We start from the raw sequence: 13,205 nt of genomic DNA on the forward strand, positions 1-13,205 counted from the left end.
CTTATCCGGCGGCGCGAAGCCGCTCCTCCTGGTTCTGGCCGAGCATGACGAGTTGCGCGACATCGAGGATCAGCGCGACACCACCGTCGCCCAGGATCGTCGCGCCCGCAAACGTCGCCACGTCACGGTGCAGCGGGGACATCGACTTGATGACCGTCTGGTGGCTGCCGATGATCTGGTCCACCACCAGTCCCACGCGCTCGCTGCCGGTGGCGATGACCACGATCTTCTGGTGCGGATCGGGCCGCGTGCCGGTGTCGAAGATCTCGCGCAGACGCAGGAACGGCACCAGCCGGTCGCGTAGCGTGATGAAGCTGCGTCCACGTGAGCGCAGGTCTTCCTCAAGACTGAGTTCGAGGCATTCCTCCACCGCGCCCAGCGGGATCACGTAGCGCCCCTCGCCCACGCGCACGAGCAGACCGTCGATGATAGCCAGCGTCAACGGGATGCGCAGCACGACGGTAGAGCCCTCGCCGGGCACCGAAGTGATGTCGATGGCGCCGCGCAGGCTTTCGATCGTGCGCTTGACCACGTCCATGCCGACGCCGCGACCCGACAGGTTGGTGACCTGCGCCGCCGTGGAGAAGCCCGGATGGAAGATCATCTGGAGCAGGTCGTGATCGGAAACCTGTTGGCCGGGCTGGATCAACCCTTGCGATTCCGCCTTGGCCCGTACCCGGGCGCGGTCGATTCCGCGCCCGTCGTCGCGGATGGTGATCAGCACCTCGCCGCCCGCCTGATGCGCGGAAAGATGGACTTGCCCGGCAGCCGCCTTGCCGGTGGCAAGGCGATCCTCGGGCGTTTCCAACCCGTGGTCGCAGGCGTTGCGGATCAGATGGACCATCGGATCGGCCAGACGCTCGATCATGGTCTTGTCGACTTCGGTGGTCTCGCCCTCGGTCGAAAGCTCGATGGTCTTGCCGGTCTCACGCGCAAGGTCGTGGACCAGGCGGCGGAACCGGCTGAACAGGCTGGCCACCGGCACCATGCGCAGCACCATCATGGTATCGCGCAGTTCGCCTGCAAGACGTTCGATTTCCTCGGAAATCGAGCGCAGCGCCAGCTCGTTGCCCACGGCCGAGCCATGGCCGCTGGCAAGCTGCGACAGGCGGCTCTGCACGATCACGAGTTCGCCAACGCGGTCCATCAGCTCGTCGAGCCGCTCGGCGGGAACGCGCACGCTTTCACCGGGCGTCGCGTTCGTCTTGGCACCTGCATTGGCAGGGACGCGATTGACGGAAACGTCCTGCGCGGTGGCAGGAACCTCTACGACCGGAACTTCCTCAATAGTCTCGGGGGGAGCCTGCGCAATCGCATCGCCAAGCGGCTCGATAGTCAGTTCCATGTCGTCCATCACGAAGATGAAGACATCATCGATATCGTCGCGCGAGATATCGCCGCGCAGTTCGACGTCCCAGCCGATGTGGCATTCCGTCGGCACCAGATCGGCCAGCGGCGGAACCGTGTCGGTTCGCGCGACGATCCGGCAGTCACCCAGTTCGCGCAGTTCGTCCAGCAGCATCAACGGGTTGGTGCCATTGGCCATGGCATCTGCGGGAAGGCGGAAGAACAGGCGCCAGCCGCCGCGCGCGGCTTGTCCTGCCGGGGAAGTCGGTACGGGAGAAGCAGAAGAGCCGGAGGCCTCGCCCGCACAGCCGTCGATCGCAGCCTGAAGCTGCTCCAGGATCGCCGCACCCGTGGCTTCCAGCCCGGTACCGTCCCCCTCGAGCAGCGCGCGCATGTGGTCGCGAGCGGAAAGGATCACTGCCACCAGTTCCTGTGTCGCCGGCGCCAGCCCCTTGCGCACGCGGTCGAACGCGGTCTCGCAGTGGTGCGTGAATTCGGCCAGCGCGTCGAAACCGAACATCGCGCCGGAGCCCTTGAGCGTGTGCAGCCCCCGGAACACTTCATCGATCAGCGCGCGGTCATCCAGCCGATGCCCGAGATCGAGCAGCCCGTGCTCGATCTGGTCCAGCAGTTCGCCCGCCTCGACGCGGAACGCCGCGACCGGGTCTTGCGTGCTCACCGGCCCAGCACCTTGCGCGAAACCTTGATCAGCTGTTCGGGCACGAAGGGCTTCACCAGCCAGCCGGTGGCGCCGGCAGCCTTGGCCTGCTGCTTCATGGCATCGTCACTTTCGGTGGTAAGGAAGATGATCGGCACACCGGCCTGTTCGGGCGCTTGTCGCAGTTCACGGATCATCGTCAGCCCGTCCATATTGGGCATGTTGAGATCGGTGATGATAAGATCGAACCGCTTGGCAGCCGCTGCGGCAAGCCCCTCGACGCCGTCGCCCGCCTCGGTGACGTCGTAGCCCGCGCCGGTCAGCGCGATGCGGATCGCCATGCGCAGGCTGGGGGAATCGTCGACGGTAAGGATAGAGGCAGTCATTGCGGCAGTTCTCCATGGAACCAGAATTCAAGGTCCCGGGGGGTGAGGTTCGTCAGGAAGCCTGCGCGGCCGAGCAGCGCGGCAACGGCCCCTTCGGCAGGCTGCGCCAGGCGCAAGTCGCGACCCGCGCGCGCCCATTGCTCTCGCGCGGAATAGACAATCTCCACAAACGCAAGATCGACTTCGACAAGTTCCGACAAGTCCAGATCGACATCTTGCTCAGCAGAGAACAAGTCGAGCAGATTTTCCGAGAATAGATGTGCAGATCGCACCGTTACTGTATTCGAAACTGTTACGACCTGGCGCATAGGGTCCTCGCGGATTTCGCCCATGAGTGCGACCGTGTCGGCGCGGGGGGCAGCCTCCTAAATTTTAGAGGAAACTGCGCGCATACGGACTTTGGAGTCCGGATTTTTTTCGCATAAGCCTGCGGATGGGCAACATATGCGCAACGATTGCATGGTCAGTCGCCGCCTATCTTGCAGAATGGCGTTGCTTTCATCCGCAAGCCAGCCTGTGCCTGCGAGGCTGAAGTCGCCAGCAGCATCTGGGCCAACATCGCAAACCTGCTATGCTTCGAGAGAGATCCGGCTTGCGCCATGCGCGACCAGGGTGATGACATCGTCTTGCGCTCGGTCGTGATCTGAAGGCATTCCAATTCCCGGTGTGGGTTCTGGCCGCCTCAGCGTTTATGGAAATGGGAGGACACCAGCTCCGCCCCCGAAAGTGGTGGAACCGAGGGGATTGCAAGTGCCTTGCAACGCAAGAAATATCGGCCGCGATCGGCTTCGGTCAAACTGCGCTGCGTTTTCGGCGTTGCGCAGGGCCGCAGGATATTCGGCGGCCCCTACCCACCAGATGAGCCGCGCAGGCTGAAGGTGAGCCTGAATGGCACACCTTTGGCGGCTGCAGAGCTGGAAACGATTTCTGCGCTGGACAAGCGGTTCCGACAATCGCTTCTGCGCCACTTCGGACGGCGATTTTCCGAAACCTGTGAACTTGAAGACATGGTTCAGGAGGTCTTCGTCCGCCTGATCCGCCGCGGCGGTGTCGCCAGTCTGGAAAACTTGCAAGCTTACGTGTTCGAAACTGCGAGCAGCGTGCTCAACGACCGGCTCAGACGAATGCGGACCAGGCATGAGACCGCTCACGAGCCGTTCGATGCCGATCTCCATGCGAACGTCGATTTTTCGCCCGAAGATGTCCTCCTAGGTAAGGAACGGCTGGCCCGGGCAACGGCAGCGCTTCTGGAACTACCCGAACGGACTCGCGTCATCTTCGTGTTGCGCCGGCTTGAGGGAATGCGCTTTCAGGACATCGCCTCGCGCCTCGGCATCTCGGTGAGCGCGGTCGAAAAGCATATGCAGCGCGCTATCGCACACATGATACGCAGGCGGGATCCGGAATGAGGACTTCCCTTTCCCCTCGCCTTCCTGCGGGACTGACGCCGGATGAGGCAGCCTCCTACTGGCTTGTCCAGATGGATGGCGGCGCTCTCGACGCTCCTGCGCAGGCGGAGTTTGACGCATGGTACGCGCAGAACCGAAGCAATGCCGAGGCATACGCCCGCGCGCGTGAGATGTGGGACGTTTTCGACCACGCGGCAGGGGATCCCCATCTCGACGCGCTGCGCGAATTCGCGTTGGCGGCAGGTCCCGAGCCTCGTCGGTCTCTGTGGCTTGGCATCGGCGCCGGCATAGCCGCGTCTTTGCTGGTGATGGCCGCATTCGGGGCACTTGGCACGGCAATCTGGCGGCAGCCCTCGGTGAACCTCCAGGGAGCGCCCTCGGCAACGCCGCCGATATTGGCGACGCCAGGCGCAGAACCGCGCGATTACATTACGGCGAAGGGTGAACAGCGCCGGATCGCCCTCGCTGACGGCAGCACAGTGACGTTAAACACCGACAGCGCACTGCGGGTCGCATTCGAACCGAAGCGGCGGCTGATCACCCTGCTGCGCGGCGAAGCCCTGTTCGAGGTGGCGAAGCGACCGGGCCGCCCCTTCGTCGTGCAGGCGGGCCGGCGGCAAGTCACCGCTGTCGGCACGGTGTTCGAGGTTCGTCTCGACACAAACCGGATGCAGGTGACGCTTGCGGAAGGCAAAGTCGTCGTTGATGGCGCAAGAGGAAGCGCATCGTCGGGCTCCCGGATCGTGCCGACCTTGCTCACTCCCGGCCACGAGCTGGTCGCTTCGGACGGCGCGGCCCCAACTCTGTCCAAAGTCGATGTCGAGCAGCAGCTTCGCTGGCGGGACGGCTTCGTCGAGTTCGATGACGTGCCTCTGTCGGAAGCACTCGCCGAGATGAACCGTTATTCGGCCACGCAGCTGATCGCCAATCGCGAAGGCATCACCGGCATGCGGGTCAGCGGTATCTTCAGGACGGGAAATCCCGAACACTTTGCCGAAATTCTCGGCGAAATGCTTCCACTCCAATCGCGAGAACTTGCGGACGGCAGCATCGAACTCGTTCGAAAAACGCCCGCCTCACGCTGAGTATTGCAAAAGCCGCCGGTTGATTTGAAGTTTTCGATGCGGGTTTCCCAAGCACCAGCGTTCTACAGTGTAATGCGACTGGAGAGAACCAGCGCCGTAGGGAGAGGGGAAACATGGCTATCAAGGCTTCAAAGCGTATCTGCGCCCAGGCGGGACTGCTGCTTGGCGCAGCGGTCTTGACGACTGCCACAACCGGTACTGCCACAGCACGCGGCGTGCAGATGGTCTCGATCAACATTCCCGTACAGCCCCTCGCCGCCTCCTTGACCCAGATCGGACGGGCGACGAGCGCGGAAATCATCTTTACCGCATCGGATGTGCGCAGCCGTCAGGGGCAGGCACTACGTGGCAGCTACTCGACCGAACAGGCGCTCTCGCTCGTGCTGCAAGGCACCGGATTGATTGCGCGCCGCACCCCGCAAGGCGCCTACCTTGTACAGGCAGGCGCAACCGAACAGGCGGAACCGGTGGGAAACGCGCCCGCCGAGCCGGTCACGGAAAAGGGCGTCTCTGAAATCATCGTCACGGCGCGCAAGCGTGATGAGCGGGCCGTCGATGTTCCCGTGGCGATCTCGGCCCTGTCGGGCGCCGATCTCGAACGCTATGCAACGAATTCGCTCACGGCCATCAGCGAGCGCATTCCGCAGCTGGTGATAGGCGAGTCCACCAACCAGACCGGGGGCTCGATCAACCTTCGCGGGATCGGCGCGGGCCTTGCGAACCCGTCGACCGAGCAAGCCGTGACGCTGAACATAGACGGCATTCCCATCAGCTACGGTAACGCCGTAAGGCTGGGGCAATTCGATCTGCAACGGGTCGAAGTCCTCAAAGGTCCACAGGCGCTGTTCTACGGCAAGAACAGCCCCGGCGGCATCATCTCGCTGATCTCCGCCGATCCCGGCTCCACATTCGATGCGCGGCTGCGCACCGGATACGAGTTTGCCGCCAATCAACGCTTCGCCGAGGGCATCGTGTCCGGGCCGCTTTCCCGCTCGGCCGCGAGGGCGCGATGCACGAAATCGCCGATGCCGTGGAATATCTCGTTTCGGACCGGGCCTCCTTCATCAGCGGCACCGACCTCTTGGTCGATGGCGGGCTGAGCGCAGCCCTCAACTCCTTGTAATCGTTCCGTGACTTCCGCGACGCGAGGTCGGCATCCAGAAGGAATTTCAGGCACAACGAAGTTTACGGTCCCTCCTTGCCCGGTCGGCGATCATCGCCGGCCGGGTCCTTTCTCGGAAGGGGCTGATCCATGGAAAAGGTGAGAAAGACTTGAGCAGCAAGACGGCACTGGTAACCGGCGGAGCATCCGGGATCGGCAAGGCCTGTTCCTGGCTATGCCTTGAAGCCACCGGCTATGTCACGGGCCAGACGATCGGCGTGAACGGCGGCCGCATCCCCTCCTGACCAGAGCAGCGCTCCCTATCGTCTCTGAAAGACCATAGGGAGACCCCATGCTAGGCCTGATCGAAGGTCTCGAACCGCAGGCCCTCGTCACCCTTCCCCACCTAACCGGCATGCGGAGACGGCAGGTGGGCGGGGATGATCAGGGGCGACCGCTCAAGGCTCGGTCGGCAACCACTTGTGCCGGTTTTCTGTGACGGATGGCCAGTCGTCGAGACTGCCTCGACACGCAAAAGGGACGAGCGACGGATGAATTCAATTCATCATCTATGATATAATTACGTTTATGCCATAGGTCGCGCCGCAATGGTTTGCGAATCGTCCGTCCTGCGCCTCTTTCTAAAGGTCCTGATCGCCTCTTGCATGATTGCGTGCATGGGGCTCGGCTGGTCGGCGCCCGCATCTGCCGACGTGCTGCGGATCGGTCGCCCGCTGTGTCATGCGGTCAGCCCGACGGTTGCGGAAGATGACGGCGGACTCCCGACTTTCGCCTGCAGCGGCGAGCCCGAAGGCTATCAGCGGGGAACGCTATGGCTCCATGCAATGCTGCCGCCGGAAGCGGACGAGCGCGACGATCTTTCGCTGATCGTCCATAGTTCACGGTTCGATCGTCTGATCGTCATGTTCTCCTACGCCGACGGGGCCGTGGAACGCCAGGAGGTGCGCAGCGGCGATTTCGGTTCGCATTGGCGGGCAGGCGGCCAACTCGCCTTCCGCGCACCGCATCGTGACAGGCCGCTGGTCGGCGTGACCATGCGGTTCGACAAAGTGGCTAGTGCACGCCTGCTGCGAATGAGGCTCGTCGGGCGAGGCGAGGAAGGTACGCAGACGACGGGATTGGCCACCTCGATCGGCGCGGCACTCGTGCTGCTGTTGGCGGGCGCGATCTACAATGCCTCGCTGGCGTTTGCCGTGCGCAAACAGTTCTCGGCCTGGCAAGCGGCTTGGGCTGCCTGCATGTTCGTATGGGGCGCGTGCTGGTCGCAGCTCCATCTGTTCTTCTTTCCCGCCATGGCGGGCGCGATCTCCGCGCAAATCTGCACGGGTCTGTCATGTCTGGCCATTTCGCTCGCCACTCTGAGCGCTGTCACCGCGCTTGAAGAGCGCTGCGTCAGCCGCTGGCTGCGAAGAACCGCGCTGTGGCTGACGAGCAGCGTATTCGCGCTCGGCATCCCGCTTTCGCTGATGCGGTCCGGGCCGATCGACATGCTTGGCAGCATTCTGGGCATCCTGATTCTCGCCAACCTGGTCGCGGTCGCATTTTGCATTGGGCAGGCCTGGCGGCGCGGGAGCAGCGAGGCGCGTAGTTTTACCGGAGCCTGGGCGGTGCCGATGATCGTCCTGGCCTCCACCAACTTCATCGATACGGACGCGATGTTCTGGGGCGGTGGATCGCAGATCCTCGTGCTCTTTGCGGCGGCCTGGCAGACGCTCTGGCTCTCCGTCGCGGCCTCGCGCTCGCATGCCCGCTTGCGCGTGGAGCGCGACATGGCGCGTCAAGCCGAAGCCCAGGCGCAGGAACTGGCGCGCCGCGATTCACTGACCGGGCTGCCCAATCGGCGCGGCTTCATCGAACGGGTCGGCACCGTCCTCGATACTTCGCACGGCAGAGGCGAAGCCGTGGCCCTGCTCCTGATCGACGTGGACTGGTTCAAGACGATCAACGACTTTTACGGTCACGAAGCAGGCGATGTCGTGTTGGCGGCAATCGCCCGCTGCATCGCACCTTACGAAAGCCCGTCCTGCACTGTCGCCCGCCTCGGCGGCGAGGAATTCGCGGTGACAGTCGCTGGCCTTGAGGATTTCGAACTGATGCGCTTTGCAGACACCCTTCGGCAGAAGATAAGCGGCTTCGAACACGGCAATGCCATCGACAACCGCAAGGTTACGGTGAGTATTGGCATTGCGAAATCCAGCACGCGCGCCGATTTCCGCACGCTCTATCGTCTCGCTGATGAGGCGCTGTACGAGGCCAAGCGCGGCGGGCGCAACCAGGTTGCGATCCGCCTACTGGATGCGGCGGAGCCTGGCGACGACGATCTCGACCCGGTCGCTTTGGGAAACTGAGGCGACCCACTTTCGAAGACAGGCACTGCGGAATTCGTTCAACGACGGCGGGATATCCATGACAAGGTTGCATCCAACAAGAATGCGTTTTGGCAGCATCTTCGCCGCTGCAGCGGTGCTTTTGACGACGATCGGCGCCGCTGAACCAACCGTCGTTTCCAACATGTCGATCGCGCCGATCGCGATCGATCATCACCTCCATGTCCATGCGCCGGAAATCGTCAAATTCCTGCCGCATATGTGCAACAGCCCGCAAATGCCCGAGGGGTGCAGCCCGGAATTTGTCAAAGCGAACACGGTAGAGGACCTGCTGGCGCAGCTCGACGCGGCCCATATTCGCGGCGGTTCGCTTCTCTCTACCGCCTATCTGGCTGAGACCGCATTTGCCGATCCTGTCGATCCCGATCACGCCTCCATTCTTCATGCAGGAAACGCTTTCACCGAAGCAGCAGCGCGGGCGCATCCGGACCGACTGATGGCCTTCATCAGCGTTAATCCGATAACGCCGACGGCACTGCCCGAGCTGGCGCGGTGGAAAGGCGATCCCTTTGTCACGGGCGTCAAACTGCATCTGACCAACAGCGGCGTGGATCTCCGCAATCCAGATCATGTGCGCAAGTTAGCCGAGGTATTCCGAGCCGCTGCGGCCAACCATTTCGCCATCGTCATCCACATGCGATCTGAACGCACGGACTATGGGGCGCAGGATGTCCAGACATTCTTGCGCGACGTGCTGCCTGCCGCCGGAAATACGACCGTGCAGATTGCCCATGCCGCAGGCTGGGGAGGGATAGACGCCAATACGCTCAGCGCGCTCGGCGCCTTTGCCGATGCGCTGGATGCCCGGCCGTCACTTCGCAAGCACCTGTACTTCGATCTGGCAGAAGTCTGGGATCAAGACAGCAGCGAGACGGACATGGAGAAGCTGGTCGTCTTGATACGTCGCATTGGCATCAAGCAGTTCCTCCCCGCCTCTGACTGGCCCTTCTCATCCGATTTGGCGACATACTACAACCAGAGATACCCCCGGCTTCCGCTTTCAAATGAAGAGTGGGCGGTTATCCGTAGCAACACCGCGCCCTATGTTCCGCCGCGCATAAAATGACGCTCGGTTCATCGATACCCCTGCGAACCGGTTCCGTTCTTCAAACCCTTCTCTTCGGATCAAGCGCGAGGACCGCAATGGCAAACTCTTTCGCAATCCATTTGCGCAAACGGTTGCGACTCGTTGCGGAAAGCGAAATCGACCAGCCACCTTGTTCGACCTCGATCCATTCCTGCTTTTCTGCGTGCGAGACCAGAATGGCAATGTGCCGCCGACTGACGCCATAGGCGAGTGCTGCGCCTTTGCGCGAAAGCAGAGCCTTGGCCGGATCGGCGGCAATCAGTTCCATCAGGAACGGAAATCCGGCGACACGTTCGAGGAAAAAGCGAACTTCCGGCCAAGGCTCCAACACCGCAAGGCCACATGCCTCAACAACCCTCAAATGCCACGTTAGCAGGCGCAAGAGCGATCCATTGTCCGGCAACACCGGTCCGGTCACCCATGGCAAAACCGCCTGGACGAAGACTTCAAGCCAAGCGATCAAAGCGGGTTGCAGCCATCCGCCAAACCGAAGCGGCTTCTCGCGCCGGCCCCCGCAATCCGGCAAGGGCGAGATAATCTCCATACGGTCTAGATTGTCGCAGAGCGCCCTGACACGCCGCGAGGACGCGATAGCGCTGCCTGTCACCAGCTTGATGATCCTGGCAAGCGTTATTCCGCCCTCACCTTGCCGAGCAAAGCCGGTGGCAACGACGCTCATTTGACCCAGATCTCCAAAAACGAGGAGGCGTAGTGGATCTGCGCGAAACCAGCGCGACATGCCCCCGCAAAACGTCTCAATCGCCACATCGAAGCGCGGGTCTGCCAAGATCGCGTCGGCCAGCCTCTTCGTGCGCCCCTGAAGTTCGCTCTCTCCTTGAGGCAATCAAGGCCTCGATCGAGGCTGTCTGCGCCCTAATGCGACCGACACCGGGGCAGGCCGAGGCGGCATTCCATGGCAATTCGCAGCCATAATGCCGCAATAATCCTGTAATGTTTTGAATGTGAATCAGAATAGAACCCGAATCTAAAGATAGATCGATGGTTAAGATATCAATAATATCCGAATTGAAAGTTAAAATGATCGGATCTCGTTATTAGTGCAAAACGTTTCACTGCCAGGCATCAGCCGGCTGCTCCAATATGACTGTGAAGCAGATTTGTTGGCTAATTTGATTTACGGATATTTGGCGCAACTGCGAGCGTATCACGAAACGAGCCGCAATTTATGGCTGTCGTTTCATTACACGCCTCAGGCGCGGTCAATCCGGAATCTTGTCTGTTTCGGTGGTGTTTTCGAGGGGCAAGATTTCACGATCGCCACCAGCCGAACCTTGATCAATGAGGAGAAGACCGATGGCGACAGTAGCACGATACAATGCCGGAGCCGTGCAGGAAGGCGCAGCCTCCGAGGCTAAATTTGCCCGCGCACACGACTTTTTCCATGCGACACCGATCATTGCGCCGGTAACGGCATTGGCAATGCCGGGTGCTCCGGCGCCGGCCAACGCCCCCACCGCGCCGACGACACCGGGTACCGATCCTTCGGTTGCGACCGATCAGGGCAGCGTCCAGTTCCATCTCATCGGCCAAAAGCCTGACGATCCGAAGTATTCGGACATCATGCAGGAGAACGCCGACAATCTCCTGGCGATGGGCGGGCTGATCTATGGCTACATGAAGAAGAGCTATCCTTCCATCAATCTGCAGACGATGGACATCGGCACCTGGGTGAATGTCGTCAAGAACCTGCCCGATCTTGCCATCGGCCAGCAAGTCGAGAAAACCTACACCAACCGCCTCGTTGGAGCCTCGGTATCGGGCGATTTCCTGAGCATGATCGCCAAGGCAATCATCACCGACGGCGCTTCGCTGCTCACCGATTTCACGTCCTATCTCAATTCGATCGGCAACGTGGTGTTCAGCGCCAGCAACACCAAGGAATCCTACAACGTCGTCACCTGCACCTACCAGAATTACTTGGTTTCCGATCAGATGGGCGGCTACTACGACTACTCGGCAATCGTGCTGCGGCAGATCAACTTCCTTGAATACTTCACCCAACTGAAGTCGAGCTGCGCCTCTGCGGAATACGTCAACATCGACATGAAGTACTCGGAGGTGACAACGCTCGTGCAGTCACGCCGCATTCGCCAGGGCGGTCCCGACTACAACCTCTTCCAGGGTCTGGTGAACGCCGACGCGACTGCCCAGTTCGCGAACGCCAACAACTTCTTCAACGGCGGCGGCACACCGCAGTCGCAGATCAAGCCAAGCGTCTGACCCAATCCCGGCGGGCGCCCTCAACGCGCCCGCCGGCCCTGTCCACTTAAGGAGGATCGGATGATCAATCCCTATATCAGCGTGCAGGCGGGGGTCTTTGCAGGGCTACCAGGCAACCTTGGCGTGCCGTCGCTGGCCTCGCAGATCTGTGCCATGCTCGCCCGGCGCATTGCCGAGCCGCCCCAAGGTCGCGGCGTGCTTGCCCCAGACTGGTGGAGCCAGGCCTTCAACAGTATTCCGCTGCTCAGTGTCACAGCCTCCGGCACATCCTCGATTTCCGGGGCAAAGCCGGCAACTCTCGCCGCCTTGTGCCTCGGTGTCGGCGTCGTGAGCGACATACCCACGGCCCAGGACAAGTTGGCAAAGTGGATTTCAGGCGGCGCGGTGCCCCCCTCTTCCCTCAACAGCCTTGCTGTGACGGGAACCGCCAGTCTCATCAATCTGAGCCTTGCGTTCCTCGACGTGCCAGGCGGCAGCGTCACGCGAACGGACGGCACCATCAATATCGGAACACCGGCGAACAAGCAGCAGCTGCAATCGATCTTCGGTACCGAAACGCCGCTTAGCAACGAGCCCTATTTCTGCGCGCTATAGGACGCTTGAGGCGAAGCGGATCACACGACGCATAAGCGTGAGTGGCCGTCACAGCGCCTCACCGGGGCCAGAACCGGACGTGTCCGGATGCCCTCCAATGCGGATTTTTCCGCACTTCTGCCCTTCCACAACCAAGCGGCCAAACGGCCAATGCCGGCGGTGTGGGCATCGTGGGCATCCCCTGCCGGCTCGCTTCTGAAAGGAGATTTGCAATGACCGAAGTAACTGCAGGATGGGTCATCGTGGACCAAGCCGCCGTGATCGGCGGCATGTCATTCGGCCCCAACTGGCTCAAGGGCCGTCAGCGTAGCGGCCCTCTTACTCGGGGCTTCAAACACAATCTCATCGGCAAGGACATCGTCTTTCGCGGCAAGGGAAAGCACGCCTTCGGCGAGATCATCGCTCTCATGGGCACGATGGACGACGTCCTTGTACGTTGCGGGATTTACGAAGGGATGGTCCAGGAAAAGTTCGTCGCATCCGAATACGGCGGCGGCGACGACCAGATCACCTTCGTTACCGAGAAAGAGGATATCGTCCGGGTCGATTATTATGCCTATGCTTTCAAGCCCGACAAAACCTACACATTTACCAGCCTGGTTACGAATTTCGGCCTGAGGCTCACCGGCTTCATTCCAGGCTCAGGCCTTGGGGGCATGGCGCGCGAGTTCATCGAAGCATTGGGGACTCTGTTCGAGTACGGCTCAAAGTTCCGGAAGACCAATGCGTTCATCGACTTGATCACCGCTGACGAGGTCGTCGTCGTACTCACGGCCAAAAAGTCGCAGACGCGAGGAGCGCTGGTCGAACACAAGCATACCCACCGGCTCTCAACGCTGGCGAAGGAAATCGCCGATATTGTCAACGCCGGGTGATGGATTGAGCGGC

Annotated in this window: 14 protein-coding genes and 1 pseudogene; 11 read left to right on the top strand and 4 right to left on the bottom strand. The window is 61.5% G+C overall.

Annotated features, from left to right (window positions below; genetic code table 11):
- Position 1: 1 nt before the first annotated feature.
- Genes EDF56_RS19720 through EDF56_RS19730 form a run of 3 tightly spaced genes read right to left on the bottom strand, consistent with a single transcriptional unit; the run spans position 2 to position 2,723 of the window.
- On the bottom strand, positions 2 to 2,026 hold the full coding sequence (locus EDF56_RS19720) for a chemotaxis protein CheA (protein WP_132390742.1): 2,025 nt from the start codon (positions 2,024 to 2,026) through the stop codon (positions 2 to 4).
- Positions 2,023 to 2,391: a response regulator gene (locus EDF56_RS19725; protein WP_132390744.1), complete on the bottom strand. Its 369-nt coding sequence runs from the start codon at positions 2,389 to 2,391 to the stop codon at positions 2,023 to 2,025. The genes EDF56_RS19720 and EDF56_RS19725 overlap by 4 nt, the downstream gene beginning before the upstream one ends.
- The gene (locus EDF56_RS19730) at positions 2,388 to 2,723 is read right to left on the bottom strand and encodes an STAS domain-containing protein (protein ID WP_243652716.1); all 336 of its coding nucleotides are present in this window, start codon (positions 2,721 to 2,723) and stop codon (positions 2,388 to 2,390) included. Before EDF56_RS19730 ends, EDF56_RS19725 begins: the two co-directional genes overlap by 4 nt.
- A 147-nt stretch (positions 2,724 to 2,870) precedes the next feature.
- Here EDF56_RS19730 and EDF56_RS26040 point away from each other — a divergent pair, with 147 nt between their 5' ends.
- The 8 genes and pseudogenes from EDF56_RS26040 to EDF56_RS19760 all read left to right on the top strand — a co-directional run bounded on the left by EDF56_RS26040 (position 2,871) and on the right by EDF56_RS19760 (position 9,461).
- On the top strand, positions 2,871 to 3,038 hold the full coding sequence (locus EDF56_RS26040; protein WP_165912264.1) for a hypothetical protein: 168 nt from the start codon (positions 2,871 to 2,873) through the stop codon (positions 3,036 to 3,038).
- A gap of 108 nt (positions 3,039 to 3,146) precedes the next feature.
- The gene (locus EDF56_RS19735) at positions 3,147 to 3,800 is read left to right on the top strand and encodes a sigma-70 family RNA polymerase sigma factor (RefSeq protein ID WP_165912265.1); all 654 of its coding nucleotides are present in this window, start codon (positions 3,147 to 3,149) and stop codon (positions 3,798 to 3,800) included.
- On the top strand, positions 3,797 to 4,885 hold the full coding sequence (locus EDF56_RS19740) for a FecR family protein (protein WP_132390748.1): 1,089 nt from the start codon (positions 3,797 to 3,799) through the stop codon (positions 4,883 to 4,885). The genes EDF56_RS19735 and EDF56_RS19740 overlap by 4 nt, the downstream gene beginning before the upstream one ends.
- 221 nt (positions 4,886 to 5,106) lie before the next feature.
- A pseudogene (locus EDF56_RS19745) lies at positions 5,107 to 5,748 on the top strand (TonB-dependent receptor plug domain-containing protein); the annotation flags it as partial.
- Positions 5,749 to 5,894: 146 nt separating this feature from the next.
- On the top strand, positions 5,895 to 6,008 hold the full coding sequence (locus EDF56_RS26465) for an SDR family oxidoreductase (RefSeq protein ID WP_243652717.1): 114 nt from the start codon (positions 5,895 to 5,897) through the stop codon (positions 6,006 to 6,008).
- Positions 6,009 to 6,157: 149 nt separating this feature from the next.
- Positions 6,158 to 6,292, top strand: a complete 135-nt coding sequence (locus tag EDF56_RS26650; RefSeq protein WP_279389723.1) for a hypothetical protein — start codon at positions 6,158 to 6,160, stop codon at positions 6,290 to 6,292.
- Between the two features lie 360 nt (positions 6,293 to 6,652).
- On the top strand, positions 6,653 to 8,356 hold the full coding sequence (locus tag EDF56_RS19755) for a GGDEF domain-containing protein (protein WP_243652718.1): 1,704 nt from the start codon (positions 6,653 to 6,655) through the stop codon (positions 8,354 to 8,356).
- A gap of 82 nt (positions 8,357 to 8,438) precedes the next feature.
- Positions 8,439 to 9,461 (top strand): amidohydrolase family protein, encoded by a 1,023-nt coding sequence (locus tag EDF56_RS19760; protein WP_165912266.1) that lies wholly within the window; start codon positions 8,439 to 8,441, stop codon positions 9,459 to 9,461.
- A 40-nt stretch (positions 9,462 to 9,501) separates the two neighbouring features.
- Here the strand turns inward: EDF56_RS19760 and EDF56_RS19765 are convergent, their stop codons facing one another.
- Complete coding sequence (locus tag EDF56_RS19765) at positions 9,502 to 10,269, bottom strand: hypothetical protein (protein ID WP_165912267.1); 768 nt, start codon at positions 10,267 to 10,269, stop codon at positions 9,502 to 9,504.
- Positions 10,270 to 10,796: 527 nt separating this feature from the next.
- Between EDF56_RS19765 and EDF56_RS19770 the strand changes: the two genes are divergently transcribed.
- The 3 genes from EDF56_RS19770 to EDF56_RS19780 all read left to right on the top strand — a co-directional run bounded on the left by EDF56_RS19770 (position 10,797) and on the right by EDF56_RS19780 (position 13,192).
- Complete coding sequence (locus EDF56_RS19770) at positions 10,797 to 11,723, top strand: hypothetical protein (RefSeq protein ID WP_132390756.1); 927 nt, start codon at positions 10,797 to 10,799, stop codon at positions 11,721 to 11,723.
- A 60-nt stretch (positions 11,724 to 11,783) separates the two neighbouring features.
- Positions 11,784 to 12,317, top strand: coding sequence for a hypothetical protein (locus EDF56_RS19775; RefSeq protein ID WP_132390758.1), 534 nt, complete (start codon positions 11,784 to 11,786; stop codon positions 12,315 to 12,317).
- 212 nt (positions 12,318 to 12,529) lie between these two features.
- A complete protein-coding gene (locus EDF56_RS19780) occupies positions 12,530 to 13,192 on the top strand; it encodes a hypothetical protein (protein WP_132390760.1) in 663 nt (220 codons plus the stop codon).
- Positions 13,193 to 13,205 lie beyond the last annotated feature (13 nt).

It is taken from the genome of Novosphingobium sp. PhB165, assembly GCF_004341845.1.
In the GTDB taxonomy this organism is placed as follows: domain Bacteria; phylum Pseudomonadota; class Alphaproteobacteria; order Sphingomonadales; family Sphingomonadaceae; genus Novosphingobium.